This is a genomic window from Aeromonas sp. R5-4 (assembly GCF_040908215.1).
Lineage (GTDB): Bacteria > Pseudomonadota > Gammaproteobacteria > Enterobacterales > Aeromonadaceae > Aeromonas > Aeromonas veronii.
In genome coordinates this window covers 136,390-162,558 of record NZ_JBFODG010000015.1, presented here as the reverse complement: position 1 = coordinate 162,558, position 26,169 = coordinate 136,390, and the positions used below count along the sequence as shown (strand labels likewise).

Genomic DNA, 26,169 nt, shown 5'->3' with positions numbered 1-26,169 from the left:
TTGATGTTCGATGCTGTGAGTGCCCACACAGATTGCTTGATTCAAATTGTTAAAGAGCGTCACGCTTGTCGCGTTGAGGAGGCGCATATTACGCTCCTCACTTCGAAAGTCAAGCGATTGTTTTCGCTTTTCTTTCGGCGCCGGCTTCGCTAGGAAGCTGGCTCATCAGTTTGGCGTGTTCCGCCGTGCTGGTAGGGGCGCATTATAGGGAGCCGCGCCGGGATGACAAGGGCTTTTTCAGCAAAAAAGTTCGTTCGCTCAGATATCAAGCAATCACCTCTTTTTTTGCTCGAAATGACATCAATTCTGACTATTGCCGGATTTAAATTGAACATTTGAAAAGCCAATTTTATAATTGCCATCTCAAATGTTTAATTGGAATGCCCTCATGCATCAAATCCTCGATAGCCATAAGGAAGAGCAAATCGTCCCGCTGTTCCGCTTGGGATTCCGACCCTTCTTCTTGTTCGGGGCTCTGTTTGCTGCCGTCGCCATGTTGCTCTGGCTGGGGCAGCTCAACGGTTGGCTTACCTTGCTCGGGATTGCCAACCCGATCTGGTGGCATGGTCATGAGATGCTGTTTGGTTTCGGGGCCGCCATCGTCGCGGGTTTTCTGCTCACCGCGGTGCAGAATTGGACGGCCCATCCCGGTGTTCGAAGCTGGCCATTGGCAATGGTGGTGGGGTTGTGGATGTTGCCAAGGACCTTGTTACCCTGGCTGGGTGAAGATAATACGCTCCTGATGGCGGCAGACCTGCTCTGGTTGCCGCTTTGCACCTGGTTCCTTGCCAAGCCTATCTTGATAACCCGGCAATGGCGCAACCTCTTCTTCGTGCCCCTGTTGCTGATACTGACCTTGCTTAATGGTGCCAGCTGGTTATGGCAGGCCGATTGGACCACCGTTGAGCACCTATTGATCACCACAGTGCTGTTGTTTACCACCCTGATCGCCGTGATGGGTGGAAGGGTGATTCCGTTCTTCACCGCCCGAGCAACCGGTCAGGATAAAGCTGCACCTCAGCTCTGGCTGGAGCGGGCGGCGCTCGCGACACTGTGGCTTATCTTGCTCTGCTGGCTGCTGCTCCCCACCCAATGGGTCACCAGCATATACATAGTACCTTTATATATAGTGGCGGCGAGTTTGCATCTGTGGCGGCAACTGCGTTGGCATCTGCCATCGACCCTTGCGCATCCCCTGCTGTGGTCACTCCATCTCGCTTATCTGTTTATCCCTCTTGGCCTGTTCGCCCTTGCGGTACATAGCGCGGATCTGCCCATCACGTTGTCAATGGCCAGTCACCTGCTCAGCGCAGGCTGTATGGGGACCATGATTCTGGGCATGATTGCGCGAGTCTCCCTCGGCCATAGCGGTCGGGCCTTGCAGGTAGGACGCAGGATCACTGGCGCATTCGCCCTGGTTATCGCTGCCGCTACAATGCGGGTGGCGATTCCGCTGTTCTGGCCTGCTTATACCCTGCATGGCTGGAACCTCAGCGCTCTTGCCTGGATCGCTGCCTATGGTCTGTTTGTCTGGGTCTATATCCCGATACTGATCCGCCCCAGAGCAGATGGTCGTCCGGGTTGATGACTACGGAACGTGTTCAGGGTGTTGCCACCGGATAGTGGATCAAATTGTGGAAAATAGCCGGGGCTATGCCGAGATTGCGATAACCGTGGGGACGATCGGCAGCAAAACGCACCGCCTCTCCTTGCTCCAGTGAGCGCCACTCCCCTTCCACCAGCACCTCCATCATGCCGCTGATGACGATGACATGCTCGGTCACTCCCGGCTCATGGGGCTCGGATTCACGCTGGTAACCCGGCAACAGGGTTAGCTCAAGCAACTCGAAACCAAACCGGTTTTCATAAGGGAAGAGCGGTGCCACTTGCATGCCCTCTCCCGCTGGCTGCTGGCGAATGGCATCGGCGGTGCGATAGAGCACCTCTGCCTGCGCAGCGGGTATGGGCTCAATGAAACTGGAAAAGGAGACTCGAAACCCGGTGGCTATCTTCCACAGCGTCGCCACCGTTGGGCTGGACTCTCCCCGCTCAATCTGCCCCAGCATCGCCTTGCTGACCCCCGTTTCGCGCGCGGCGGCATCCAGGCTCCAGCCGCGCTCGCTGCGCAGCCCCTTCAGTCGAGCAGCCAGGTGCTGACTCATCTCTTGCATAACTGCCTCTTTATTACTCTTGCACGATGCATCTTGTGCGCTATAGCGCACAGCGATATAGTCAAAGCTGTATTGTACGTAATAACGCACAGCGCGTCACAACGCCAAGAGGAAGAGTCATGCCCTTCGCACTCCCCCATCTGGTCGCAGGCTTTATCGCCGTGATGGTCGGCTACACCAGTTCCGTCATCCTGATCATCCAGGCCGCCACGGCAGCAGGTGCTGATACTGCTCAAATCGCCTCCTGGCTCTGGACGCTGGGGATCGGCATGGGGGTGAGCTGCATCGGCCTCTCTCTCTATTACCGCATACCCATACTAACCGCCTGGTCCACACCGGGCGCGGCACTGCTGATCACCACGCTGGGCAACTTCACTCTGGCGGAAGCGATCGGCGCCTTTGTGATCTCCTCCCTGCTGATCACTCTGTGTGGCATCAGCGGCTGGTTCAACCGTTTGATGAAACATATCCCGGCTCCGCTGGCCGCCGCCATGCTGGCTGGCGTACTGCTCAGATTCGGACTTGATCTATTCAAGGTCGCCCCGCAAGACCCCTTGCTGCTTGGCACCCTGCTGCTGACCTTCCTGCTGGGGCGTCATCTCTGGCCCCGCTATACCATGGTGCTGGTACTGGGAGTGGGGATGCTGATCTGCAGTGTGCGGGGGGATTTGCAAATGGGCACCCTTCACTGGCAACTCGCCAGCCCGGTCTGGACATGGCCTGCCTTCTCCCTTGATGCTCTGTTTGGTATCGCGCTGCCGCTGTTCATTGTCACCATGACATCGCAAAACATGCCGGGAATTGCCATCTTGCGAGCCCACGGCTATCAGCCTGCCACCTCCTCGCTGATCAGCTGGACCGGCCTGACTGGCCTGCTGCTCGCCCCTTTTGGCGGCTATGCCTTCAATCTGGCCGCCATCACTGCCGCCATCTGCATGGGAAAAGAGGTCGACCCGGATACCAAGCGCCGCTGGCCTGCTGCGGTTTGGGCGGGTTGCTTTTATCTCGTGACCGGCTGCTTCGGTGCGACCGTCGCAGCCCTGTTTAGCGCCTTTCCGGCAGCCCTTGTCACCTGCGTCGCTGGTTTGGCCCTGTTAGGCACCATCGGCAGCAGCCTGCACTCTGCCTTGCAAGAGGATGAAGCGCGAGAAGCTGCGCTGCTCACCTTTATCATTACCGCGTCCGGGATCAGCCTGCTCGGCATCGCGGCAGCCTGCTGGGGTCTGCTGATTGGTCTGGCTATCTATCAGTTCCAATCATATCGACAAAGGAATCAATTGAACCTCAAATCGTGAGCCTCTGCACACTATCCAGATAAAATGATTCACAAGTGAAACTAATTTCCTTCTAGTGGTGCCAGGGCACCAATCTTCCCGGACATGGTGCCCTGTCAGGTTCCATACAACGGAGTATAAAAATGAAAAATCAGGCTGTCTTGTTACTACTGGCCATACTGGGTGCTACGAGCGTCCAGGCTGCCGATACGGATCGAGAGCTGGCTCGCCAGCTCGCACTTCAGCAGAAAAACCTGCTGCCCCTGCTGAGCAATCAGCAATACCAGAGCCCGCTTCCCAACCTGCTGCAGAAGGCCAGTCCACGGCTTAAACGGCAGGCGAGCGATGCCAACCAGGCGGCCATCAGCCGGCAAGGACTGGATGGCGAGGTCAAGCAACTGATGCAGTTGCGACTGGCCAACACCGATCAGGCCGCCGCACTGCAACAGGGCGTCGAACCGCTGGTCGCCTATGTTCCTAGTGGGGATGAGAAGAGCTGGAGCGCCATTGAAGCGTTCGACAGCGCTGGCAATCCCGTCTATCTGGATGTGGACAAGGCACCGGCCCGGCCGGTTCTGGTAGTCGAAGCCGATCCCGTCAAAGCCAAAAACGCAGGCTTGAAGGTAATGCGCAAGGCGCTGGCAGATGCTGATCTGCAAAGCGCTCCGCGAGTGGCGGCCAGCACGGCGCCACTCAAGACCAGTATCCTGAAAAAGATCAGACTGAAGGATGATCAGGAGCCCTGGCTGCTCGGCGCAGCCGAAGTGTATGCAGTGGTCGCAGGGGTTAATCCCAGCCGGGATGAGCCAGTAGTCGATATTGTCGACATGCCCTACCTCGACTATGACAACACAGACTACACCCCCAACCAGATCCTGGTTTACTGGGATCGCTATCGCTGGGGTGCCGTCGATGTGGTGATGATGGAGCAGGATGACAACGTCAACTACAAGGAGCTGAGCGCCCTGCTGATTGAAGCTCTCAAACTCGGCTTTACTGCGGGTGGCGTGCCGGAAGCCCTGCCCTTCCTCGATCTCGGCGGTCGCATCGTCAAGGCACTGCCCGACTCCTGGATGACCAACAACGACGACTATCTGGATACCTTCTACACACTGGAGCAGGATCAGGTCTATCGCCAGTATCCGGGGGCTGCCGGTAATGCGGTTATCGATCTTGAGCCAAAAGAGATCGCCCCGACCAGACCTTGATAATCGGCCATAACGAAAAAGCCAATGAGCAACTCATTGGCTTTTTGCTTTTATCGCGGTGACCACCGGTCAACCCTTGGGACGAACCCCCAAGGTATGGCAGATGGCATAAGTCAGCTCGGAGCGGTTCAGGGTATAGAAGTGGAAATCCTTCACGCCTTCCTGACTCAGCACGCGCACCTGATCGATGGCGATGCTCGCCCCCACCAGATTGCGGGTCATCTGATCGTTATCCAGCCCCTCGAAACGCTGATGCATCCAGCGTGGGATCTTCACGTTGGTAAAACCGGCAAACTTGGCCAGGGTCTGATAGTTGGAGACCGGCAGGATCCCCGGCACGATTTCAGCATCAATACCGATCGCGGCGCAGCGATCCCGAAAGCGCAAATACGTTTCCACATCGAAGAAGAACTGGGTAATAGCACGGTTGGCGCCGGCATCGATCTTGCGCTTGAGGTTGAGCAGGTCGGATTGCGCACTCTTGGCCTCCGGGTGCCCTTCAGGATAGGCGGCAACCGAGATATCGAAGTCGGCCTCTGACTTGAGCAGGGCAACCAGATCGGTGGCATACATATCCGGCTTCTCCAACCCCTGCGGCAAATCACCGCGCAGAGCCACGATGTGACGAATACCGCTATTCCAGTAGTCGCGGGCGATGGTGCGCAGCTCGTCGCGACTGGCATCGATACAGGTCAGGTGCGGCGCGGCAATCAGGCCTGTCCGTTCCTTGATGTCCTTGATCACCTTGTGGGTGCGATCACGGGTGCCGGAGTTGGCGCCATAGGTGACGGAGACGAACTTGGGTTCCAGCACTTTCAGCCGTTCGATGGACTGCCAGAGGGTATTCTCCATCCCTTCACTGTTGGGCGGAAAAAACTCGAAACTGACCGATATATCGCCATTCAAATCTGCCAAGCTCTGGTTGAGCGCCTCAACCTGACGTGCACTGTGAAATCCCATATGCTCTTCTCCCTGTCCTGCAATCCATCTGTCTACGTCAAAACGGATGTTTGGACGTCTAAACGTCTTTATATTTATGGGCAAAACGACACAAAGTCAACAGAGATTTACCTCACATCCGATCTGACGAACTTCATATTTACAAAATTAACGGTACGTAACCGAAAAGTGCCCATCCCAAAATTGCCCCAGTCGAGTTATGATGGGGGCAGATCGTCCTGGACGTTCTGAATCTGCGTGTGATTGTTTGGCCGGAGGTTTCTCCGGCCCCTTTTCATCTATTTCCCACTCCTGCCGATAACAGAATGAGTCTTTGCAGGAGCACCATCATGGATACCCACCCCGGCTTTGCCACCGACTTGCTGTTCGATCGCTATCAGGGCGAGGTTGTTCAGCACGATCAGTTCTGGGCGGTTCGCACGCCGGATGCTCCCGACTACTACTTCGGCAACTACCTGCTACTCCCCAACCCACCCAGCGACCGTGACAAAGGCTGGCTGGAAGCCACATTTGATCAGCTGATCGGCCAGGATCCTCGAGTGCGCCACCGCACCTTCCAATGGCCACTGGCCGCCGGGCAAAACAGCCGGATCGCCGGTTTTGTCGCAACGGGATACCAATATATGGAGTGCGTGGTACTGGCGCTGGATGAACAGAGCTGCCCACCTCCTCACGACGACATGAACAAGGTTGAGGCACGCACCTTCACTACTGCTGATTGGCCTGAGTGGCTCGACTTCGAACTCAATGAACGGGATGAGGGACACTCGGAACAGAGCTATCTCCCCTATCTGCGATCCCGCCAGGCGCTCTATCAGGCCATGATTGCCGATGGTCTCGGGGACTGGTGGGGGATCTGGAAAGAGGGACAACTGGTCGCCAGCTGTGGCCTCTTCTTCTGCGGCACACTTGGGCGCTTCCAGTTGGTACGCACGCACCATGCGTGGCGCAACCAGGGGTTATGCCGCCAGCTGCTGAGTCAAGTGGCTCGCGCAGGATTATCCCGCGCCAAGCAGCTAATCATAGTGGCTGACGAGCACTACCATGCCCAGCGCATTTACCGCTCTCTGGGGTTTGCCCCGGTTGCCCGCATCGGCAGCCTCTGCCGCTGGCCCCACGAAGCACAATAAAGCGATACATGCTGGCCACGAGCCATAAAAAAACGGGAGGCTGATACCTCCCGTTTTTATTGATGCCGATGACCTATTGCTGTGGCTGCTGTGGCGCCTCCAGCTCGTTGGAGAGCGCCTGCTCCACCTCATCCGACGGCGCCGGTAATGGGGCAGCGGCCGCTGATGCGGGTTCTGCGGGAGTCACAGCCGGTGACACCACGGCCGATGTTTCACTGGTCGCGGGAGCTGCGGACACCTCAGTCGTCGGCGCCGAAACAGGAGCAGGGGCAACCGCATCACACTGACAATCCGCGCTCTTGGCCTTATTGCCCTGATGAGGGGCATACCAACCCTTCAAGCCACCTTCCAGTCGATCCGCGGCAGCCTTGGGCTCCATCTTGCCAAGCAGCACAGCCTGACTCACCTCGGCCAGCTCATCCCCCAACTTGGGCGTACCACGGGAGAGGATCTGGGTCGCCACCCGAATGGTCGAGTCACACTGATCGCGCCACTCCATCATCTCTTTGGCCGCCGGATTGGTGACATCGAAGAAGTGGTTGGAGAGGGAGAAGAATCCCGGCAGCGAGTTGGTATAGAGCTCGGCAAATTGCGGCGTCGTCAGCCACTGCAGGAAAGCCATTGCTCCCTCTTTATTCTTACTGGCCGGATTCATCCCCATACCGATATCGGTGTGGTCGGTAAAGAAACAGCCATCACCCTGTTTGGCCACCGGCGGACGCATGACGCCAAAATCGACCTTGCCGGTGAAGGGGGCAATTTCCCAGGACCCCGCCACGTAGAAGGCGGCCTTGCCCGAAGTGAACAGCTCGTTACTGGTCGCATAATCGCGGCTCTCGCCACCTTCACCGAGGTAGGAACGCCAGCGGGCCAGCTCGTCGAATACCTTCACATATTGCGGGTTGTCCAACCGCTCCTGCCCGCCGATCAGTGCCAGACGGCCGTCCTCTCCCTTCCAGTAATTCGGACCAATGTTCTGGAACCCCAGTTCGGAGGCAACCCAGCTCTCGGAACCGCTCATGGCCAGCGGCACATAACGCCCGTCGGCCTTGATCTTGTCCAGCACGGCGAAGAACTGGTCGCGGGTTTGCGGCAAGGTGAGCCCCAACTCACTGAAGATCTTCTTGTTATAGAAGAAGCCATGGATCACCGAGGCCATCGGCACGCAGAAAGTCTGGGCACCGGAATCGGTCTGCCACGGTGACTGGGCAAAACTCGGGAAGTTCTCCATCCCCGCCATTTCGGTCAGCTCGGCCAGATGGCCAGCCTTGAACAGGGCGAGCGAGTCATCAAACGGACGACAGGTAATAAGATCCCCCGCCTTGCCCCCTTTCAGGCTCTCCCACAAAGTGGGCATGTAGTTGACGTTCTGCACCGGATGAAAACTCACCTTGATGCCGGGATGCGCCGCTTCAAACGCAGGGATAATCTTCTGCTCCCACAACGCCTTGTCATCGGTTCGCCAGCTTTCAATCACCAGCTCGCTGGCCATCAGCTGGCCACACAACAGGAGACTCAGGGCTCCAATCCACTTTTTAGACATAAGCCCTCCTAGACCTTGAAATGTGCGATCAATTGCTGCTGTTTGGCGACCAGGTCGGCCAGCACTTCGCTGCTGCTGGCGGATTCCCGCGCCTCCCGCTCGGTCTCGTATGCCACATCGGCAATACCGGCGATATGACGAGCGACCCCCTGACTGACGGAGATCTGCTCCTGAGCGGCATGGGCCACCTGATCCGCCATCGACTTGATGGCACCCATCCGATCGGCAATGGATTGCAGCGCCACATCCATCTCGCGAGTCTGCTCGACACAGCTCTGGGTCTGCTCCTGGCTACGCCCCATCACTTCAACCACATGCTTGCTGGAGCTTTGCAGATTCTCAATCATCCCCTGGATCTCTTCGGTCGAAGTCTGGGTGCGATTGGCCAGTGCCCGCACCTCATCGGCCACCACCGCAAAACCGCGACCGGCATCGCCAGCACGAGCCGCTTCGATGGCGGCGTTCAACGCCAGCAGGTTGGTCTGCTCGGCAATGCTGCGGATCACATCGAGAATGCTGCCGATGTTGTTGCTGAATTCCCCAAGCTTATAGGTGATCCCGACAGCCTCCTCCATGGCGCCAGCCAGCTGCTCGGTGATTCGGCGAGTGGTGGCCACTTTCTGGCGACCATTGCGCGCCTCTTCATCGGCCAGATCCACTTCCCGCTTGGTGCCATCGGTAGAGCGGGCCACCTCGGTGGCACTCACTTCCAGCTCGGTAATGGCGGCAGCCACCTGATCGGTCTGGCTCTTCTGCTCCTGTACCCGGGACATGGCCCGTTCGCTGATCTCGGCGGCGCGGCTCGCCTCATCCACCAGATGACGGGAGCCCGCATTGATTTGAGATAGTAGTTCACCGGTCTTGCCCGCCAGCGTATCGATGGAGCGAGAGAGGCTGCCAAATTCGCAACTGCTGCGGTAGTTGATGCGGCGGGTCATGTCACCAGCCGCCATGTAATCGAGCTCCTTGTTGATCATCTGCAACGGGCGCTGAATGCTGCGCGCCGTGGTATAGCCGATCACCAGTGCGGCAGCGGCAGACATCGCGGCAACCACCAGGATCCAGAAGCTGGCGCTACTGACCGCTGCATCGGCATTGATCCGGCTATCGCTGGCGATGGCTCCGGCAGACTTGCCCATCTCATCGAGCAAATTGAGGCTGTTGACCAGACTGGCATCCAGCTGCTGATTTTGCGTGGCCAGCGACAGCGCCAGTTGCTGAGCCTGTCGCATGGTCGCCAGCAAGCCCTGAGCGCCGAGCGCCAGCTCCTGCATCCGATCCAGATTGGAGACAAAGCGCGCTTTCACATCATCGGGCACCAGCACCCGCTCCAACCGCTTGCGGGCCATCTCGATATCCTTGCTGAGTACCTTTTCCAGCTCGTTCAGGTCGGTTTTGGCATCGGCACGACGGATATTCTTCAGGTCGCGGGCGATACCCGAGGTAATAAGCTCCGCCTTGTTGCGCATGGAGCGTTTGCTGGCGGTCTGTTGCAGCAGCAAATCCGCCGCCCACTGGTAGGTATCCTCAAGGCGGATAAATTCCATCTCCAGCTTGTGGCGCTGATCCAGCGCACTGACCCACTGTCGATGCTGTGCCAACACCTGATCCGCCAAGCCATAAAATTGGGTGGTAGCACTCTCGACCTGCTGGAAGCGGGCACGAGCATCCGCTACGTCGGTAAATTTACCCATCTCCTGACTCAGCTGGGCGAAGCGGTTCTGCTGCTCCTTGAACTGATTGGCCAGCTGCGGCAACTGGGCGGCATCTTCACTGGTGCGGTAGACCAGCACCCAGCGGTTACTATCCTGCAGTGCCCCCTTGAGACCTGCGACAGCAACTACCAGCGGGGTTGCCCGGTCAGATACGGCAGAGAGGCCGTCATTTATACCCTTGATTTTAAAGGTACTGATCACACCAAGCAGGATCAGCAACAGCAGCATCAACACGAATCCGGCGATGATCCGCTGCACGATAGATAAACCCATGGAGACATCCTCACTCATTGGGGGAAGGTAAAGTGAACATAGTCACTATCGGCAGGGGTGGCGAATAACTGAAATAAAGCGGCAGGTATTTAATTGATTTGTATCGGGTTGGATCACAGTACAGACAAAATCAGCCATACGAAAAAAGCCCGGCACAAGCCGGGCTGAAAGAGACGTACTTTGCTATCTTCCGCGATCCGTTCAGAACCGCAGTCAGAATCATTAGAAGCGGTAGCCAACACCCACCATAAAGGCCATCGGGTCGACCTTGGTATTAATGGTGCCAATCGCTGTATGCACATCGGTATCGATATCCATGATCCAGGCTGAACCGTTGACAAACCAGCGGTCAGTGATCGCCATATCGATACCAACTTGTCCGGCAACACCCCAGGAGTCATCGACTTTGACATCGGTCCCGGCCAATGCACCACGGCCCTCTTCATCAAAGAAGGTGGTGTAGTTCACGCCAATACCAACATACGGGCGAACCTTGCTCTGGGCATCGCCAAAATAGTACTGACCCATCAGAGTCGGCGGCAGATGCTTGATCTTGGCAACTTCAGAGCCACCCAGTTTGACTGAATGAGAGAAAGGGGTTGCGGCCAGCAATTCGACACCCCAGTTATCAGTAATCATGTAAGAGAGAGTCAATCCCAATTGCATGTTGTCATTAATTTCCAGCTCTACAGGCGTGCTGCTTTCCTGCGGCGATACAAATGCCAAACCACCACGAACCAGAATATCACCAGCCTGATGGGCCATGGCGAAAGGAGAGGTCACTGCAGCGGCAATCATCAGAGGAAGTAATTTTTTCATCACGTAATCCCTTTTTTTGTTTTCATTTGATGCTGTAAGCCCGCTGACTATATGCCCTTGTAAATGCAAAGTTATTGACTTGGAGCAAAGGTTGCACAGAAATAAATCGATTGGTGTGACATCTTTGCGCGCCATCCCAATCTCGTTGAGTCCCCAGACAACAAGCCGAAATGCCTGTTTCGACAGGTTGTAACTACCCGCATCCAGCGCCAAAAGAAGCAAGCAAACCACATCTTATTGCGCGGCAGAGTGGCTATTAATTGTTGTTAATATGGGCAAATCAGCGTATTTTTTGCGCCACACAAGTTACTGGGAAGTAATGGTTTATTTATGAAAAATGAGTCGAAATGGCAAAAGGTGGGGGCCTTTCTCGCGGCCGTGTGGGGAATCGGATCCTTTCTCTTTATCCTGCTCGGTTTTATTGTCGCCCTGGCCTATCTGGTATTGGTACGGCAGGGTTAATCCGGATTGACAGAGTGCAGCAGGGTGATATTCCCCCCTTCGGCAAGCTGTTCCGGAGTCTGGCCCATGCCCTCCGCAGAGAGGGGACCAGCATAGCCAAACCACCGATTTCGCCCGCCGACTTTGGCCTGGTACAGCGCCATGTCCGCCAGTTTGAAGCTGTGACTCCAGAATGAATCCGGGTACTCCGGGTGCAACGGATAGCGGCAGAACCCCAGCGACACCGTCAACCAGAGTGGTGCATCCTCTCTGCCAAAGCGATGCTGAGCGACACGCTGGCGCAGATATTCGACCCGCAGCGCCAACTCTTGCTCGTCATCCACTTGTAGCAGCAACAAGAACTCCTCCCCGCCCAGCCGGATGATCGGCTCGCGCTCCCCTGTCACCACCTTGCGCAGCAGACCCGCCAACTGTTTCAGCACCAGATCCCCGATGTCATGGCCAAGGCGGTCATTGATCCGCTTGAAATGATCCAGATCCAGCAGCAATAACAGACAAGGTTTGGCCCGGTTGGCCTGCAACCAGCCATCGAGATAGCGACGATTGAAACAACGGGTCAAGGGGTCGGTGAATGCAGCCATCTCCATCTGGCTGGATTTTTCCAACAAATCATCGTGTTGCTGACTGACCTTGCTGGCCATCTCCTTGAACTTGCCGCTCAGGGTCGCCATCTCGGCGCTGCTGTCGATATAGGGGATCAAGGTGGCATCTGGCCGATCGCCAAAGCGTTGCAGCGCCGACACCAGCTGCTGCAACGGGGTAAGCACAATGCTGTTGAGCCGGTACATGGCGATCATGACGCAGATAAAACTGATAAACAGCATACCGATAAAGGTCCAGAGCGCCCCCTCCATGACGCCACTCAAGATCTTTCTCTCCTCCTCAATCACCAGAGTCAGCACCGGCTGGTTATCGCTGTTGAGCAGTCGCACCTCTCCCCTGAGCCGGGTGAGCCCAAGGTCGATCAGGCGATACGTTATTTGCGGTTTCAGTGGTTTGAAGGTAGCGGTGACATCCAGATTGGCGTGGGAAATCGCCAGAGGCAGCGCGGTACGCTCCGATACCTGCTCGAGATAGGCCTTGTCAAGCCAACGTACAACCAGCAAGAAACCGTTGAACGGTGCCGACTCGTCACTGGTTCTGATCGGCTGCCACGAGTACATCAGCGGCCCCCACTGGGAAGCACGGATCCCGTGCAGATTGATGCCCCCTTGCGCCACCGAGCGCGCCCTTAACTGCTTTTTCAGTTCATCAAGGAAGTAGGGAAACTGATCCGGATTAACCCCCGGCGCATCGGGTAGCAGGGTGCGCGTCCAGATTTCGTAGCCGGTGAGATCCATAAAACTCATCAGGTTGAGACTAAAATCCCGCATCGGCATATCACTGAACAGGTTGGATTCGATGTACCCCCTGCTTTTGTTGTCCATAAAACGGTGACTGTCATCCCAGATGCCCCAATCCCGACTGAATGCATCCAGAGCTGCCACATCCGCCTGCACCGCCTTGGTCACGCGCAGCAGATGCTCCTTCATTCGCTGCTCTTCAATCCGGCTGGCAGCCGGGATCTGGGCCCATGCCAACAGAACCAGCAATAGCAGGATCGCCCCCAGCCAGATGGGGAACATGGAGTAAGCCAACTGATGATCAATCGTGCGCGGAGCCTGAACCATAACCCGATATATCCATTACCATGACGCTGAGATGCCAAGCCCGCACCACTTGACGAGCTTCTCCCTATGCTCCCGATTTTTATAACAAAAAGGGGCCAAAGGCCCCTCGATTATAACGGCTTATCGCGCCAATAGTGGCCGCAAAAAACGAGCTGTATGAGACTCTTTATTGGTGCAAATCTCTTCCGGCGTCCCCGTCACCAGAATGCGGCCACCACCGGCGCCTCCCTCCGGTCCCAGATCGACGATCCAGTCAGCAGTTTTTACCACATCAAGGTTGTGCTCGATGATGACGATGGTATTGCCGCGATCCCGCAGCTGGTGCAGCACCTTGAGCAGTTGCTGGATGTCGTGGAAGTGCAGGCCGGTGGTCGGCTCGTCCAGAATATAGAGGGTCTGACCGGTATCCCGCTTGGAGAGCTCGCGCGCCAGCTTGACTCGCTGCGCCTCCCCGCCCGACAAGGTAGTAGCAGACTGGCCGAGACGGATATAGGAGAGGCCCACGTCCATCAGGGTCTGCAGCTTGCGCGCCACCGCCGGCACCGGATCGAAGAACTCGCGGGCATCTTCCACTGTCATCTCGAGGATTTCGTGGATGTTCTTACCCTTGTACTTCACTTCCAGGGTCTCGCGGTTGTAGCGCTTGCCCTTGCAGACGTCGCACGGCACGTAGACATCCGGCAGGAAGTGCATCTCTACCTTGATGACGCCATCCCCCTGACACGCCTCGCAGCGGCCCCCCTTCACGTTGAAGGAGAAGCGGCCCGGCTGGTAGCCGCGCGAACGCGCCTCCTGGGTGCCGGAGAGCAGCTCGCGGATCGGAGTGAACAGACCGGTATAGGTGGCCGGGTTGGAGCGCGGGGTACGACCGATGGGGCTCTGGTCGATATCCACCACCTTGTCCAGATGCTCCAGCCCCTCGACGCTGCGATAGGGCGCCGGGGTGGACTCGGTGGCCTTGTTAAGCTCGCGGTGGGCGATGCGGAACAGGGTGTCATTGATCAGGGTCGACTTGCCGGAGCCGGAGACGCCAGTCACGCAGGTCATCACCCCGATGGGCAGATCAAGATTGACGTTGCGCAGGTTGTTGCCGCTTGCCCCCTTGAGTTTCAACCACTTGCCGGTGAGCGGCGTGCGCTTGGCGGGAATGGCGATCTGCTTGCGACCGGAGAGGTAGTCACCGGTCAGCGATTCCGGATTGTCGATGATCTGCTGGGGGGTGCCCTGCGCAACAATCTCGCCACCGTGCACGCCAGCCCCCGGGCCGATATCCAGCACATGGTCGGCGAGGCGGATGGCATCCTCGTCGTGCTCCACCACGATCACCGTGTTGCCCAGATCGCGCAGATGAGTGAGGGTCTTGAGCAACCGCTCGTTGTCGCGCTGGTGCAGGCCGATGGAGGGCTCGTCCAGCACGTACATCACCCCCACCAGACCGGCACCGATCTGGCTGGCCAGCCGGATCCGCTGCGCTTCGCCGCCGGAGAGGGTCTCGGCACTGCGGGACAGGCTCAGGTAGTTGAGGCCGACGTTAACCAGGAAGCCGAGCCGTTCGACGATCTCTTTCAAGATCTTCTCGGCAATCTGGGCGCGCTGGCCGGTCAGGTTCAACCCTTCGAAGAAGGCCAGTGCATCCCCGATGGACTGCTCGGCAATGGCCGGCAGGTTGCGGTTGTCGACGAAGACGTGGCGCGCCTCTTCCCGCAGTCGGCTGCCACCGCAGCTAGTACAGGATTTGTTGGCGATGTATTTGGAGAGCTCTTCACGCACCGAGTTGGACTCGGTTTCCCGATAGCGCCGCTCCATGTTGTGCAGGATCCCCTCGAACGGGTGCTTGCGCACTACCACGTCGCCACGATCGTTCATATAACGGAACTCGATCTCGGTGCGACCGGAGCCACGCAGGATCACCTCCTGGGTCTTGAGTGGCAGCTCCTCCCACGGCGTCTCCAGATCGAACTTGTAGTGCTCGGAGAGGGATTTGAGCATCTGGAAGTAGTAGAAGCTGCGCTTGTCCCAACCACGGATAGCGCCGTTGGCCAGGCTGATGGCCGGATCGCCGATCACCTTGGCCGGATCGAAATATTGCTGCACCCCAAGACCGTCGCAGGTCGGGCAGGCACCGGCCGGGTTGTTGAAGGAGAAGATGCGCGGCTCCAGCTCCGACATGGAGTAGCCGCACTCCGGGCAGGCGAAGTTGGCGGAAAAGGTCATGGGGGCAACGCCCTCCTCGCCGTCCATCGGCACTACCAGTACGATGCCACCGGAGAGGGTCAGCGCCGTCTCGAATGACTCGGCCAAACGCAGCGCCAGATCCTCTCGCACCTTGAAACGATCCACCACCACCTCGATGGTGTGCTTCTTGTGCAGCTCCAGCGTAGGAGGATCGGAGAGATCGCACACCTCGCCGTCGATACGGGCACGGATATAACCCTGCGCCGCCAGATTCTCCAGCAGCTTGGTGTGCTCCCCCTTGCGATCGCGCACCACCGGGGCCAGCAGCATCAGCTTGCTCCCCTCCGGTTGAGCCAGCACCTGATCCACCATCTGGCTGATGGTCTGGGCGGCGAGCGGAATAGCGTGGGTCGGACAGCGGGGCTCACCGACCCGGGCAAACAGCAAACGCAGGTAGTCGTAGATCTCGGTGATGGTACCGACGGTCGAGCGCGGGTTGTGGGAAGTGGACTTCTGCTCGATGGAAATGGCGGGCGAGAGCCCCTCGATATGGTCGACGTCGGGCTTCTCCATCAGGGAGAGGAACTGGCGAGCATAGGCGGAGAGGGACTCCACATAGCGGCGCTGCCCCTCGGCATAGAGGGTATCGAACGCCAGAGAGGATTTGCCCGAGCCGGAGAGGCCGGTGACCACGATCAGCTTGTCGCGGGGCAGGGTCAGATTGATGTTCTTGAGGTTGTGGGTGCGAGCACCCCGGACCACGATCTTTTCCATCTTGTTGCACGCTCGATACAGAAACCTGAGCGAGTCAGTATGGCATAGAGACTACTGGATGAATAGACAGTCATGAGATGAAATGCGCATCATCCGGCGCACGCCATCTGCTCTTTTTTCTCCACCAGCAGCCGCTCGTTTTGCCATATCCGGGCAGTGACCTCGACCCGATAGGGGCAACGCAAACCCAGCCCTATTTTGCCAACCGCCATGACCACTCCAGCCTGCAGCGACAGATTACGGCTCTGGCGCTGAGTCGTCCTCCCGGCGGCCCCTTCGCCATACACCAGCAACCTGAAGCTCACCTTCAAGTTGCGCTTACTGAGCAGCGTCGGCGCAAGTGACAACCCCTGTTCGCTCTGCACCATATTGAGGGACAAGCGGATCGACGGATCGGGTTCTATCTCGGTTTCCCTTGCAGTTGCTGGTGAAGGAACGCGATAAACCAGCATCAACCCACAGAGCAGCACCAATAAAAGAGGGGCCCGCAGGCCCCTGAATCCGGAGATGACCATCAGTTGCTACCAGAACCCTGATAGACATAGGCACGGTTATCGCTGCCCAATACGGTCACATTGGCAGTATTGAAGCTTTCGTTTTGCACCACATCAACGGTGTTGCGCCCCCCACCAACCCCAGCATTGACGTAGACATTAGCCTCGTGCTCAGCGCCGTTCTGGGTCACGGTGAGTTTGTTCTCGCTACCCAAGTAGGACTCAACCTTGGCATTGTTCAGCTCACCATCCTGGCTCACTTTGACCACAGACTCAGAGTGAGACGCATCGGCATAAGCCCAGTTGTCAGTACCTTTCTGAGCAACGACCAGCTCGTTGTCCGAGCCCCAGGTCCATGCGCCTTTGCCTTCACCATCACGAGCAGATGCAACCTGGTTGCCAGTTCCGTTCTGGTCGATATCGATGGTATTTCCGCTGCCTGCTTGTTGCACTGCATTGGCATAGTTGTCATTGCCTACCTGATCAATGGTGACCGCACCATCGGTACTGCTGGCTAACTGATTGACCACGGCCTTGTTGTCATCACCTGTCTGGTTGATCAAGGCATCATTGCCAGAACCTTGCTGGTCGGTCTCAATACGGTTGCGATTACCATCTTGTTTCAACTCAGCAAACTCGCTGCTACCACTCTGTTTTGCCAGCAGGTGGTTGCCCTCCCCAGCATCAGACCCTTGTTGCAGGGTCACCACCTTACCGCCGGTTCCACTTTGCTCAACAGTCGCTACGTTGGCACTATCGTATTGAGTGACGTCTGCATTGTTCAAAGAACCACTCTGAGTCACCACTGCAGATGTTCCTTCCGCCGGTGCATAGTCATAGTTACCGGTTGCCTGCAGCACCTTGGTGATATTGCTCTCTCCACGTTGTACCACTTCGGCGTTGGCTCCATCAGCCGCGGTCTGGGTAACGTCAGCCTTGTGAGCCCCCCCTTCTAGCTGCTGTACACTCGCCCGAGCGAAATCGGATATCTGGTTATTAATGACAGCCTGATTACCATCCGAGATTTGAGTGATCATGGAGTCAGCTCCGTCACCATTATCTTGCTTGATCTTGGCGTCGTTGCTCTCCCCATCCTGCACAACCCCGGCAACCGCACCGCCATTCTCAAATTGCTGAATCACATCAGCAAAGTTGTCGTTCCCCTTTGTATCGATGGAGGCTTTGGAGAGGTTAGTGTCACCTTGTTGCAAGATGTAACCACGGTTGCGGTCACCTACCTGCCGAGTATTGGCATCTGACTGGCCGGTATTCTTTTGAGTGGTAACAGCTGTGTTGTCGTTACCAGCTTGATCGATGTTAGCCTTGTTATCGACGCTTCCCACCACCTGGTTAATGGTGGCGGTATTGCCGCTCTGGGCCTGGTTCACCGTAGCCTGGTTGCCAGTAGATGCCGCCCAAGCGGTGCTGGTCGCCAGAAGAACTGCCGAGGCAATGATGGTACGTTTAAACATGATTTCCCTCTCGTGCTAATGGTTGAGCCTAGGCTCAGTTGGTTTGAACGACATTTACTTGCTGATTGGCTCCCGTCTGAATAACGGTTGCCGCCAATCCATACCCGTTTTGCTCGATGCTGGCCTGATTGCCATCACCCAGCTGGATCGCCCGGGCCTGATTATCTGCCCCTTGCTGACTGATCCAGGCTTCATTGCCGCTGCCTTGTTGCAGCAGCCAAATCCGGTTATTGATGCCCGCCTGATAGAGCTCGGCGCTATTGCCCTCGCCCAGTTGCGCACCATTGACCCAGTTCTCATCTCCCACCTGGGAGAGCGCCAACTCATTGGCCCAACCCTGTTGCAGCAGACGCGCCTGATTCAGCTCCCCTTGCTGGGTGAGATGCAGTTGCTGCTCGCTACCGAGTTGCCACAACAGCGCCTGATTCCCATCGTTCTGCACACCGGAATCCAGCTCGCTTGCCATCGCCAGCTCGTCGAAGACGGCAGGCTCTGCGGCGAGTTGCGGGGCGCCCGATATCAGCAGAAAAAAGAGAGCACTCAACAGGTGTTTCATCGCGCCATCGCCTTGTTGGAAAACGCCCACAGTATCCCTGTCAGGCCAGAGGCGGCCTATCAGGCACTCCGCTGATTCGAGGATGAAAAGCGCCGCCCTGTCGCTGAGCAGAAAGTCTTAATTCGTATTCGATGGAGGCCAAAAAAAATGCCCTCCACCAGGGAGGGCATTGCGAGAGCGGGAAAACTCAAAGCAGCGGGGCATTGTCTTGCAGGTACTCCTGCAGGATCGGATTGTCGATATCCCGCTGGTCGGCCAGTTGCCACAGATTGTCCCGCACGCCATTGGCAATCAACCGGATCACCCCGGACTCGATAGCCGACATGACACACATCTGTACCGGCTCATTGGTGCTGAAACCGGCCTCGGCCTCCAGCAGGCGCTTGTACTCGACGAAGCGGAATACCCCGGCCTGCACCTGTTGCGACAGTACTGTCTTGGAGGTGGTGACACTGTTCAGGATCCGGCCTGAACGGATATCGACGGCGCGCAGATTGACCGTCACCTGATCGACGCGGTACTCCCCGCTGGCGCCGATGCCAAAATACTTGGCCCCCGCCCCGCCGGTTCGCACATTGCTGTCATAGGCGACGATCCCCCCCTCGATCAGGATGTTGGCGGCGACCAGCGAGGGCAGTTGATTGGCATTGTTGCCGGGAACATTGGGCTTGTTCTGGGCCGCCCGCACAATCTTGCGCTCGGTCAGCAGGTTCTGCAGCCCTTCCCGCTCCAGCGGCACAAACCATTGGGAATCCCACAAGGCCGTGCTCAGCATGGCGACCCCGCCCTGGGTGACCGCCGTGGAGAAGTTGGAGGCTGGTGCTGGCAGGTACTGACCGGTCTGATCGCGAAAATCGTAGACGGCCGCGACAATTTTCCCTTTTGGCTTGGGCAGACTGATCAGCTCCTTGTAAGAGACGGATCGCGGCATCAGGGTTGCCTTCTCATCGGCAACGGGCGAGCCGATATGGGTCGCACAGCCAGCCAGCGCAAGCAGGGGCACTATCAATAACAGTTGTCGTTTCATCGCGCCCTCAGTCGGCAATCAGGCCATTCACTTCGATCATGGTGGTCTGGTTGGTCACCCGGTCGGTGATCGAAACCACCAGAGTGCCATCTTCATCCACCACATTGATGGCAAAATCATCGGTCACCAGACTGCCGCTCTGGCTGCCATCCTTGCCGATATCGGCCAGCAGCTGGCTGATCAGGCGGGATTGCAGGTTGGAGGTCAGGCGATCCAGCGCCGAGGTGCCGCTGCTACCGCTGCCACTGGCGGGATCCTTGTAATCATTCTGCGCATTGGCGGTGCCAAGCAGATGACTGCTGTTGAGAGGGTTACCCCCAAAGCTGGGGTTGACGGGGCGATAGACAAGCTCCGACGCATGGAGCGCTGGCGCTATCAGTGCTGCAACTAGCCATAACCGGGCACGCATGAGAAATATCCTTATAGTTCATCATGTTCCAAATCGAAGGTATCCATGAACAGGGTCGCGATCTTCTGCTGTTCGAGGGTCTGCCTGACCTGTGACCAAGCCAGTTTGGCGCTCTGCTCCTGCTGATTGCGGCCGGGAGAGAGTGCGGTTTTAAAAATCACCTTCCGGTTATGAGTGATCCAGATCAGGCTGCCCCAGCGAGCTGTCGGGCGCTCATGAATCGTCAGATTTTCTCTGGCATCCGGGTCTTCATCGCTGCGCAATCGGGTAAATTCGTTATAAAAGCCCTGACCGAAACGGGTAAAGGTGCGATCCAGTACCAGACCATCCACATCCAGCCGATCACTCTCCTGCTCCGGCTGCACCGACTCCAGCGGTGCATCGGCCTCGGCCGCCACAACGCTCGTGCAGCCCCAGAGCAGCGCGAGGCAACACGCAAGAGAGAAGGCTTTCATCAGTGGGAGTCCGGAGCATCGAGATACTCTTTGGCCCAGCTCACCGCCTGGATCCGGTTCTTCACATTCAGCTTTTTAAAGACGTTATAGAGGTGGGATTTGACGGTATGCTCGCTGACAAACAGGCTGTCGGCGATCTCGACATTGGAGGCGCCCGTCATCAGATAACGGATGATCTCCTGCTCTCTGGCTGTCAGCAGAGTGTCGTTACGCAGCAGATAACTGTTGCCCTGGCGATAGTATTCGACCAGCTCGCACAGCAGGTGGCGCGGCATCCAGTACTCGCCCAGCAGGATTTTCTGCAACCCGGCAACCAGTCGGTCGAGCGGATCCTGACGGAAAAACAGACCGCAGATCTGCGGCCACATCAGCAGCAGGTCGCGATCCGTCGCAGTGGGAGCATTGAGCAGCACAGTGGTCGCCATGCCAAAGCGTTCGGAGATCGCCCGGTTCCAGCCCAGTGACTGGCCAGAGCGGATATAGTCGAGATCGATGAGAAACAGCGTGCCGTCACACTGGTTATCTAGCTGATTAATCTCGTGGATTAGCTGGACGGGACGGCTCAAATGAGAGATGAGGTATGCAGCAAATGTGCTGGCCTGCACATTATTTTCAGTGACCAGTGCGATCGGGCATGCGGCTTTCATTGTGTGCTCTTCCTTGAACCTGTAAACCACCTAATCTGGCCGACTGAGTCTACCAAGGAGGTACGGGAGCACAATATTAAAAAAGTATGAGAATGGATCTCATAAATATCGTAACCATATGTTTTTAGTCGATTTAAAAACCGATTCCAATTCGCCAATCGGCCAGCATAACAGGAATATATGGCAGAAATGTGATGCCGGACGCGCCGGAAACAGCAGCAACCCGACCATCACTGCAGCAGGAGCCAACAGTTACCTTTGGCACATCAAGCAGGTTAAGGATGCTGCCAATCCGCTTCGCAACTGTTACTATGACCGTCACATGCGTCTGCGGGACATTGCGCCCCGCACACAGCAACTAATCAGGTATCTAGTCGTGTTGGACCAGGTTTCGACCTGGCCGGTAAATAAGGTGGAAGAGAGATTATGGCCAGTCGAGGCATCAATAAAGTCATTCTGATCGGTAACCTCGGGCAAGACCCGGAAGTACGCTACATGCCGAGTGGCGGTGCTGTGACCAACATTACTCTGGCTACCTCTGAAACCTGGCGCGACAAGCAGACCGGTGAGCAGAAAGAGCGTACCGAATGGCATCGTGTCGTCTTCATGGGCAAGTTGGCCGAAGTGGCTGGCGAGTACCTGAAGAAGGGCTCCCAGGTCTATGTGGAAGGCAAACTGCAAACCCGCAAATGGCAGGATCAGAGCGGCCAGGAGCGCTACACCACTGAAGTGCTGGTCGACAGCTTCACTGGCGTGATGCAGATGCTGGGTGGCCGTCCGCAAGGCGGTCAGGGTATGGGCCAGAACATGGGTGGCCAATCCCAGGGTAACTGGGGTCAGCCACAGCAGAGCATGCCTGCCCAGCAGCCGATGAATCAGCAGCGCCCGGCACCGGCTCCGCAGCAGAATATGCAGCCGCAAGGCGGTTATGGCCGTCCTGCCCAGCAGCCGCAATCTGCGCCGCCGGTATATAACGAGCCGCCGATGGATTTCGACGACGATATCCCGTTCTAAGAACAGAATATTGAAAAGGCCCTGATAACTCAGGGTCTTTTTTTATGCACTCAGGCTAACCTCTCAGCCCGAAAGGGATATAACGCTTTTTGGTTGCCTTCCCTACAGTGATGGATATTCTCCACAGGAACGCTTTGTGAAAAGTGCAATGAAACTGCTCACCCCTTTATTGCTACTGCTGACCAGCATGCTGTCCTGCCAGTTGCAGGCAACGCCACTCAAGGTCGGGGTCAGCTTTGCCATCCCTCCATATGTGATCGAAAGTAATCAGAGTGGCATCGAGCTGGATCTGCTGAAAGAGGCGTTCGCTGGCAGCGACTATGAGCCCAGCTTTGAATTTCTGCCGCTGGAGCGTACCTTTCGCCTGTTCGAGTCAGGAAAGCTGGATGCCATCATCAACGTCAGACCCGGTATGGTTGATCCTCACGTTCTGACCCAGCCCGTTATCACCTTCCATAACCGGATCTTCACCCTGCGCAGCACCCACATCAGCACTCTGGACGACCTGCATTCAAAACGGGTCACCGCCTTTCAACGGGCAAGGATCATTCTGGGGGGCGCGTTCGCCACCATGGCCAACCAGAATCCCCACTATGAGGAGGTAGCCAAGCAGCAGGTGCAGGTACATCAGCTAATGCGCGGCCGGGTCGATGCAGTCGTACTGGAGGAGCGGGTGTTCTACTACTACCTCGACCAGCTGATCGCCACCGCCCAGGCTGGCGAGCACTACGAGCGCAATCAGGTCAGGCAAGCAGACCTCTTCCCGCCCACCGTCTATCACTTTGCCTTCCGAACGGCCGATGCCCGCAATCTGTTTGATAAGCGCCTTGAGGCGATGCGTCAGGATGGTCGTTATTACCAGATTTTCGTGGCTTACGGCGCCACGCCGTGAGCCACAAACATAAAAGCCAGCCGGTAAGGGCTGGCTTTGTACTGGCTCCGAAGGAACAGCAGTAGGGGAGCGTTACTTCATTGCGCTGCCGTTTTTCAGTTCTGCTTTCTGACGTTTGGCTTCGCGTTTCTCTTTCAGTGACATCTGCGGTTTTTTCTTGGCATCTTTGCCGTTGTGATGTTCTTTGTTACTCATCATCAAACTCCAAAAATGTTACCCAGACAGTTGGTTCCTCATGGGAGCCAGCATGCCATCCGAATCATCAACTTCAGTACGCTTGGTGGGATGGTGCAAGACCATCACCAGACCCAGCATACCCTCGCGCGGCATCCGGATCCAGCCTCATTCTCGTCCAAAAGATGTCGCGCGCAGCCCCTTGAGCGGGGAGGCCAAACGACCTCGACAGGAAAGACCAAAAAAGAGTAATTCGCATTATTAAATGTTGTCACGCTTATATTAATCCATCGTAGGCTAGATATTTTCACGGATAAATATAAATTCCTCTCATTATTTATTGCCGCGCAAGAGGTCACCATTTTAATAAGCATTCGCAATATCATCGGAAACATCATATTACAACACCGAATAGGTTATTTCCGGTCAGCCGGATATAATGCGCGCCGCACCGAAATATCCGTTTTTATTCAGGAAGCTGTGACATGAACAGAAAAACCAGAGCCGCCATGGTGTCGGTCTGCTCCAATATCAGTCTGATCATCATGAAAATGGTGGCCGGTTTCGCCAGCGGCTCGGTCAGTATCATCTCGGAAGCGATCCACTCCGCCATGGATCTGGTGGCGGCCCTGATCGCCCTGTTCGCGGTGAAAAAGTCCGATCTCCCGCCCGATGAACGGCACCCCTATGGTCACGACAAGATTGAAAATGTCTCCGGCGTCATCGAAGCACTGCTTATCTTGCTGGCCGCAGGCTGGATCATCTTCGAAGCCGTCGACAAGCTGCTCACCCCCAGCCCGATTGAAAGCATTGGCTGGGGCGTGCTGGTGATGGTGATCTCGGCGCTGGTCAACAGCGGTGTCTCTGCCTACCTCTACAAGGTGGCCCGAGAGGAGGTGTCGGTCGCGCTGGCTGCCGATGCGCTTCATCTCAAGGCGGATGTGCTCACTTCAGCCGGTGTCGCCGTCGGTCTTGGCGGGATCTGGCTGGCCGGTCTGTTCGGCTACTCCCTCGCCATCCTCGACCCGCTGGTCGCCATTGCGGTCGCCATCTTTATTGTCAGAGAGGCGATCAGCATGCTCAACGAGGCCTTCCAGCCGCTGATCGACCAGAGCATGAGCCCGGAAGAGCTGGCGATGACCAGCCGCATCATCACCGAATGCTGCCCTGCCGCCAGCGGTTTTCACGATCTGCGCAGCCGTCGTGCCGGTCGTCGTCGCCATATCGACTTCCATCTCACCCTGCCCCCGGAGATGAGCATCGGCGAAGCCCACGATATCTGTGATCGCATCGAACACGCCATCATGGCGCAGTTGCCCCACGCCATCGTACTGATCCACGTCGAGCCGGAGGAACAAGAGCTACCCTCGCCGCTCGCCATAAACTGAAATGTGGCAAACAGGCGGGAAAGTGGCCGCGAAATAACGGAAAGTTGGCACAAACCCGCATTTTTAAGGCCGGAAAGCCGATTGCATAAGAAGTGATCGGCACAACTGTGTTAGGGTGTCTAACCACCCTGCCGCAGGAGCGCGCCGTGAAAAAGCTGGAAATGAAAGATCTGACCGAGGCCGAAAAAACCGAGATAGCCTTGTTATTGCAAAAGGCACAAGCCAATGCAGACCACCAGCTGACCAACGGAGAGCGGAACAAGATCCGCGAAGAGGGTCGCCTGAAAATTGTGGCGGACCGCGCCGAAGCAGCCAAGGCTGCCTCCAAGCTGGCTCGCGAGAAAGCCAAAGAGCGTGCCAAGAACCAGGTACTGCCGGAAACCTTCAGCTGGATTGATTCGGTCAGCAACAAGTTTCGCAGCAAGCGCTGATCTTTTCTTGCAAAACGCCCGCTGGCACTTGTGCCTGCGGGCGTTTGCATGTCTGGGCGATGCTCGATGAGCCAGATTTGGCGCTGCCATTGATTTGCAACTCAGAAGCTAATCGCAGCAGCAAAGAAGTGATTTACATTGTGAGTTAGAGAAAACGCCAACTGACAATCCCCGTCTCTCGCCACCTTTTCATTTTTTTCTCATATTTTTTGCCAGAACTGGCTACATAGTCAGGACAAAAAAGCCGAATCTGACTTTCCACAGGGTGATATGAGTCTGCACTGATTTTTCTATGCCGTTGAAATGCATCATGTTTACTATAAAAAATGATATTTTTGGCTGTTACAAAACATTAATATCGAGATAAAGTTTGCTTTAAAAATGAGAGCGTGTTTTAATCTTTCTCGATGGTTCGGCAGTTCAGACCTGATTATGTTAGGCAGTCATTTTAGTAAAGCAGTGATTAGCATAAGCGTTATCCTCGGATAATTCTTATCAAATAATTCTCCTTCTTTAGTGCTCCCCATACGTATTGCTGACGAAAAATCAAAAATTGCCATTTAGGTGGCATTCAACACTATTTAAGGAAATTATTATGTCTAACAAAATGACTGGTACCGTTAAGTTTTTCAACGCTGAGAAAGGTTTTGGTTTCATCTCCCCGGCTGACGGCAGCAAAGACGTGTTCGTACACTTCTCCGCTATCCAGTCCACCAGCTTCAAAACCCTGGACGAAGGTCAGCGCGTTGAGTTCACCATCGAGCAAGGCCAGAAAGGCCCGGCTGCTGCCAACGTAGTTGGTCTGTAATTCAAGCCGGAGCATGCTGCTGATGGCTCATGCCAACTGCTGACAGCTCTGCAAGAATTTAAAAAAACCCGCTTCGGCGGGTTTTTTGTTGTTCCCCGCTTTTTTCCTCACTGATCTCCCCTCCACAGACCGCGTGATCCCTCCCTTACACGCTCTCACCGCTTGAGTCTTAGAGTGAGCTCCAAATGGACTCAAAATGTAAAATAGTGACGAAAAAGTCAGGTTATC

The 26,169-nt window shown here is 56.4% G+C and carries 25 protein-coding genes; 10 read left to right on the top strand and 15 right to left on the bottom strand.

Features of this window, described 5'->3' with window-relative positions; translation table 11 throughout:
- The first annotated feature begins 388 nt into the window (after positions 1–388).
- Positions 389–1,585, top strand: coding sequence for an NnrS family protein (locus AB5Y83_RS07610; RefSeq protein WP_368174945.1), 1,197 nt, complete (start codon positions 389–391; stop codon positions 1,583–1,585).
- Positions 1,586–1,601: 16 nt separating this feature from the next.
- Here the strand turns inward: AB5Y83_RS07610 and AB5Y83_RS07605 are convergent, their stop codons facing one another.
- Positions 1,602–2,171, bottom strand: coding sequence for a helix-turn-helix domain-containing protein (locus tag AB5Y83_RS07605; protein ID WP_107682186.1), 570 nt, complete (start codon positions 2,169–2,171; stop codon positions 1,602–1,604).
- Between the two features lie 119 nt (positions 2,172–2,290).
- Here AB5Y83_RS07605 and AB5Y83_RS07600 point away from each other — a divergent pair, with 119 nt between their 5' ends.
- The gene (locus AB5Y83_RS07600; protein ID WP_368174944.1) at positions 2,291–3,466 is read left to right on the top strand and encodes a benzoate/H(+) symporter BenE family transporter; all 1,176 of its coding nucleotides are present in this window, start codon (positions 2,291–2,293) and stop codon (positions 3,464–3,466) included.
- A 122-nt stretch (positions 3,467–3,588) separates the two neighbouring features.
- Positions 3,589–4,653 carry a DUF3103 family protein gene (locus AB5Y83_RS07595; protein ID WP_021231648.1) on the top strand — a complete coding sequence of 355 codons (1,065 nt, stop codon included), beginning with the start codon at positions 3,589–3,591 and terminating at the stop codon, positions 4,651–4,653.
- A 69-nt stretch (positions 4,654–4,722) separates the two neighbouring features.
- Here the strand turns inward: AB5Y83_RS07595 and metF are convergent, their stop codons facing one another.
- Entirely contained in the window at positions 4,723–5,613 is an 891-nt protein-coding gene (gene metF, locus AB5Y83_RS07590; protein WP_005340191.1) for a methylenetetrahydrofolate reductase, read from the bottom strand.
- A gap of 329 nt (positions 5,614–5,942) precedes the next feature.
- On the opposite strand from metF, the gene AB5Y83_RS07585 reads away from it, so the two are divergent.
- Positions 5,943–6,743, top strand: a complete 801-nt coding sequence (locus AB5Y83_RS07585; protein ID WP_368174943.1) for a GNAT family N-acetyltransferase — start codon at positions 5,943–5,945, stop codon at positions 6,741–6,743.
- Between the two features lie 73 nt (positions 6,744–6,816).
- On the opposite strand, the gene AB5Y83_RS07580 is transcribed toward AB5Y83_RS07585, so the two are convergent.
- The 3 genes from AB5Y83_RS07580 to AB5Y83_RS07570 form a co-directional block, all read right to left on the bottom strand.
- Positions 6,817–8,286: an ABC transporter substrate-binding protein gene (locus AB5Y83_RS07580; RefSeq protein WP_257688022.1), complete on the bottom strand. Its 1,470-nt coding sequence runs from the start codon at positions 8,284–8,286 to the stop codon at positions 6,817–6,819.
- An 8-nt stretch (positions 8,287–8,294) separates the two neighbouring features.
- The gene (locus AB5Y83_RS07575) at positions 8,295–10,274 is read right to left on the bottom strand and encodes a methyl-accepting chemotaxis protein (RefSeq protein WP_213390503.1); all 1,980 of its coding nucleotides are present in this window, start codon (positions 10,272–10,274) and stop codon (positions 8,295–8,297) included.
- 222 nt (positions 10,275–10,496) lie between these two features.
- A complete protein-coding gene (locus AB5Y83_RS07570; protein ID WP_127008721.1) occupies positions 10,497–11,093 on the bottom strand; it encodes an OmpW family outer membrane protein in 597 nt (198 codons plus the stop codon).
- A 330-nt stretch (positions 11,094–11,423) separates the two neighbouring features.
- Here AB5Y83_RS07570 and AB5Y83_RS07565 point away from each other — a divergent pair, with 330 nt between their 5' ends.
- Positions 11,424–11,555 carry a hypothetical protein gene (locus tag AB5Y83_RS07565; RefSeq protein ID WP_019445201.1) on the top strand — a complete coding sequence of 44 codons (132 nt, stop codon included), beginning with the start codon at positions 11,424–11,426 and terminating at the stop codon, positions 11,553–11,555.
- Here the strand turns inward: AB5Y83_RS07565 and AB5Y83_RS07560 are convergent.
- From AB5Y83_RS07560 to AB5Y83_RS07520, 9 genes are all read right to left on the bottom strand, one after another.
- Positions 11,552–13,225, bottom strand: a complete 1,674-nt coding sequence (locus AB5Y83_RS07560) for a diguanylate cyclase (RefSeq protein WP_368174942.1) — start codon at positions 13,223–13,225, stop codon at positions 11,552–11,554. The genes AB5Y83_RS07565 and AB5Y83_RS07560 overlap by 4 nt on opposite strands.
- Positions 13,226–13,345: 120 nt before the next feature.
- Entirely contained in the window at positions 13,346–16,174 is a 2,829-nt protein-coding gene (gene uvrA, locus AB5Y83_RS07555) for an excinuclease ABC subunit UvrA (RefSeq protein ID WP_201913417.1), read from the bottom strand.
- An 89-nt stretch (positions 16,175–16,263) separates the two neighbouring features.
- Positions 16,264–16,689: a curli-like amyloid fiber formation chaperone CsgH gene (gene csgH / locus AB5Y83_RS07550; RefSeq protein WP_201913418.1), complete on the bottom strand. Its 426-nt coding sequence runs from the start codon at positions 16,687–16,689 to the stop codon at positions 16,264–16,266.
- Positions 16,689–18,140 carry a curlin gene (locus tag AB5Y83_RS07545; RefSeq protein ID WP_368174941.1) on the bottom strand — a complete coding sequence of 484 codons (1,452 nt, stop codon included), beginning with the start codon at positions 18,138–18,140 and terminating at the stop codon, positions 16,689–16,691. The genes csgH and AB5Y83_RS07545 overlap by 1 nt, the downstream gene beginning before the upstream one ends.
- A 34-nt stretch (positions 18,141–18,174) precedes the next feature.
- Positions 18,175–18,696, bottom strand: coding sequence for a curlin (locus tag AB5Y83_RS07540; protein WP_201913422.1), 522 nt, complete (start codon positions 18,694–18,696; stop codon positions 18,175–18,177).
- 187 nt (positions 18,697–18,883) lie between these two features.
- On the bottom strand, positions 18,884–19,723 hold the full coding sequence (locus AB5Y83_RS07535) for a CsgG/HfaB family protein (RefSeq protein WP_005355003.1): 840 nt from the start codon (positions 19,721–19,723) through the stop codon (positions 18,884–18,886).
- Between the two features lie 7 nt (positions 19,724–19,730).
- Positions 19,731–20,132, bottom strand: a complete 402-nt coding sequence (locus AB5Y83_RS07530) for a curli assembly protein CsgF (protein ID WP_042063493.1) — start codon at positions 20,130–20,132, stop codon at positions 19,731–19,733.
- An 11-nt stretch (positions 20,133–20,143) separates the two neighbouring features.
- The gene (locus AB5Y83_RS07525) at positions 20,144–20,587 is read right to left on the bottom strand and encodes a curli production assembly/transport protein CsgE (RefSeq protein ID WP_368174940.1); all 444 of its coding nucleotides are present in this window, start codon (positions 20,585–20,587) and stop codon (positions 20,144–20,146) included.
- Positions 20,587–21,234 carry a LuxR C-terminal-related transcriptional regulator gene (locus AB5Y83_RS07520; protein WP_042080923.1) on the bottom strand — a complete coding sequence of 216 codons (648 nt, stop codon included), beginning with the start codon at positions 21,232–21,234 and terminating at the stop codon, positions 20,587–20,589. Before AB5Y83_RS07520 ends, AB5Y83_RS07525 begins: the two co-directional genes overlap by 1 nt.
- Before the next feature lie 426 nt (positions 21,235–21,660).
- On the opposite strand from AB5Y83_RS07520, the gene AB5Y83_RS07515 reads away from it, so the two are divergent.
- Together AB5Y83_RS07515 and AB5Y83_RS07510 are read left to right on the top strand one after the other, a co-directional pair.
- Positions 21,661–22,248, top strand: a complete 588-nt coding sequence (locus AB5Y83_RS07515; RefSeq protein WP_005340181.1) for a single-stranded DNA-binding protein — start codon at positions 21,661–21,663, stop codon at positions 22,246–22,248.
- Between the two features lie 148 nt (positions 22,249–22,396).
- Positions 22,397–23,140: a substrate-binding periplasmic protein gene (locus AB5Y83_RS07510; RefSeq protein ID WP_368174951.1), complete on the top strand. Its 744-nt coding sequence runs from the start codon at positions 22,397–22,399 to the stop codon at positions 23,138–23,140.
- A 72-nt stretch (positions 23,141–23,212) separates the two neighbouring features.
- Here the strand turns inward: AB5Y83_RS07510 and AB5Y83_RS07505 are convergent, their stop codons facing one another.
- Positions 23,213–23,338, bottom strand: coding sequence for a hypothetical protein (locus AB5Y83_RS07505; RefSeq protein ID WP_019445191.1), 126 nt, complete (start codon positions 23,336–23,338; stop codon positions 23,213–23,215).
- A 461-nt stretch (positions 23,339–23,799) separates the two neighbouring features.
- Here AB5Y83_RS07505 and AB5Y83_RS07500 point away from each other — a divergent pair, with 461 nt between their 5' ends.
- From AB5Y83_RS07500 to cspA, 3 genes are all read left to right on the top strand, one after another.
- Positions 23,800–24,702, top strand: coding sequence for a cation diffusion facilitator family transporter (locus AB5Y83_RS07500; RefSeq protein ID WP_368174939.1), 903 nt, complete (start codon positions 23,800–23,802; stop codon positions 24,700–24,702).
- Positions 24,703–24,848: 146 nt separating this feature from the next.
- The gene (yjbD, locus tag AB5Y83_RS07495; protein ID WP_335836928.1) at positions 24,849–25,133 is read left to right on the top strand and encodes a DUF3811 domain-containing protein; all 285 of its coding nucleotides are present in this window, start codon (positions 24,849–24,851) and stop codon (positions 25,131–25,133) included.
- Between the two features lie 595 nt (positions 25,134–25,728).
- On the top strand, positions 25,729–25,941 hold the full coding sequence (cspA, locus tag AB5Y83_RS07490; protein ID WP_005316548.1) for an RNA chaperone/antiterminator CspA: 213 nt from the start codon (positions 25,729–25,731) through the stop codon (positions 25,939–25,941).
- Positions 25,942–26,169: the final 228 nt, after the last annotated feature.

What these genes read in the sequence shown, in the direction of transcription:
- AB5Y83_RS07575 (WP_213390503.1), bottom strand. Translation starts at nt 10,274, where the DNA reads ATGGGTTTATCTATCGTGCAGCGGATCATCGCCGGATTCGTGTTGATG.
- AB5Y83_RS07595 (WP_021231648.1), top strand. Translation starts at nt 3,589, where the DNA reads ATGAAAAATCAGGCTGTCTTGTTACTACTGGCCATACTGGGTGCTACG.
- AB5Y83_RS07585 (WP_368174943.1), top strand. Translation starts at nt 5,943, where the DNA reads ATGGATACCCACCCCGGCTTTGCCACCGACTTGCTGTTCGATCGCTAT.
- AB5Y83_RS07600 (WP_368174944.1), top strand. Translation starts at nt 2,291, where the DNA reads ATGCCCTTCGCACTCCCCCATCTGGTCGCAGGCTTTATCGCCGTGATG.
- metF (WP_005340191.1), bottom strand. Translation starts at nt 5,613, where the DNA reads ATGGGATTTCACAGTGCACGTCAGGTTGAGGCGCTCAACCAGAGCTTG.
- AB5Y83_RS07505 (WP_019445191.1), bottom strand. Translation starts at nt 23,338, where the DNA reads ATGATGAGTAACAAAGAACATCACAACGGCAAAGATGCCAAGAAAAAA.
- AB5Y83_RS07535 (WP_005355003.1), bottom strand. Translation starts at nt 19,723, where the DNA reads ATGAAACGACAACTGTTATTGATAGTGCCCCTGCTTGCGCTGGCTGGC.
- AB5Y83_RS07545 (WP_368174941.1), bottom strand. Translation starts at nt 18,140, where the DNA reads ATGTTTAAACGTACCATCATTGCCTCGGCAGTTCTTCTGGCGACCAGC.
- AB5Y83_RS07525 (WP_368174940.1), bottom strand. Translation starts at nt 20,587, where the DNA reads ATGAAAGCCTTCTCTCTTGCGTGTTGCCTCGCGCTGCTCTGGGGCTGC.
- AB5Y83_RS07560 (WP_368174942.1), bottom strand. Translation starts at nt 13,225, where the DNA reads ATGGTTCAGGCTCCGCGCACGATTGATCATCAGTTGGCTTACTCCATG.
- AB5Y83_RS07515 (WP_005340181.1), top strand. Translation starts at nt 21,661, where the DNA reads ATGGCCAGTCGAGGCATCAATAAAGTCATTCTGATCGGTAACCTCGGG.
- AB5Y83_RS07510 (WP_368174951.1), top strand. Translation starts at nt 22,397, where the DNA reads ATGAAACTGCTCACCCCTTTATTGCTACTGCTGACCAGCATGCTGTCC.
- AB5Y83_RS07520 (WP_042080923.1), bottom strand. Translation starts at nt 21,234, where the DNA reads ATGAAAGCCGCATGCCCGATCGCACTGGTCACTGAAAATAATGTGCAG.
- AB5Y83_RS07500 (WP_368174939.1), top strand. Translation starts at nt 23,800, where the DNA reads ATGAACAGAAAAACCAGAGCCGCCATGGTGTCGGTCTGCTCCAATATC.
- AB5Y83_RS07610 (WP_368174945.1), top strand. Translation starts at nt 389, where the DNA reads ATGCATCAAATCCTCGATAGCCATAAGGAAGAGCAAATCGTCCCGCTG.
- uvrA (WP_201913417.1), bottom strand. Translation starts at nt 16,174, where the DNA reads ATGGAAAAGATCGTGGTCCGGGGTGCTCGCACCCACAACCTCAAGAAC.
- AB5Y83_RS07540 (WP_201913422.1), bottom strand. Translation starts at nt 18,696, where the DNA reads ATGAAACACCTGTTGAGTGCTCTCTTTTTTCTGCTGATATCGGGCGCC.
- csgH (WP_201913418.1), bottom strand. Translation starts at nt 16,689, where the DNA reads ATGGTCATCTCCGGATTCAGGGGCCTGCGGGCCCCTCTTTTATTGGTG.
- cspA (WP_005316548.1), top strand. Translation starts at nt 25,729, where the DNA reads ATGTCTAACAAAATGACTGGTACCGTTAAGTTTTTCAACGCTGAGAAA.
- AB5Y83_RS07605 (WP_107682186.1), bottom strand. Translation starts at nt 2,171, where the DNA reads ATGCAAGAGATGAGTCAGCACCTGGCTGCTCGACTGAAGGGGCTGCGC.
- AB5Y83_RS07530 (WP_042063493.1), bottom strand. Translation starts at nt 20,132, where the DNA reads ATGCGTGCCCGGTTATGGCTAGTTGCAGCACTGATAGCGCCAGCGCTC.
- AB5Y83_RS07580 (WP_257688022.1), bottom strand. Translation starts at nt 8,286, where the DNA reads ATGTCTAAAAAGTGGATTGGAGCCCTGAGTCTCCTGTTGTGTGGCCAG.
- AB5Y83_RS07565 (WP_019445201.1), top strand. Translation starts at nt 11,424, where the DNA reads ATGAAAAATGAGTCGAAATGGCAAAAGGTGGGGGCCTTTCTCGCGGCC.
- AB5Y83_RS07570 (WP_127008721.1), bottom strand. Translation starts at nt 11,093, where the DNA reads ATGAAAAAATTACTTCCTCTGATGATTGCCGCTGCAGTGACCTCTCCT.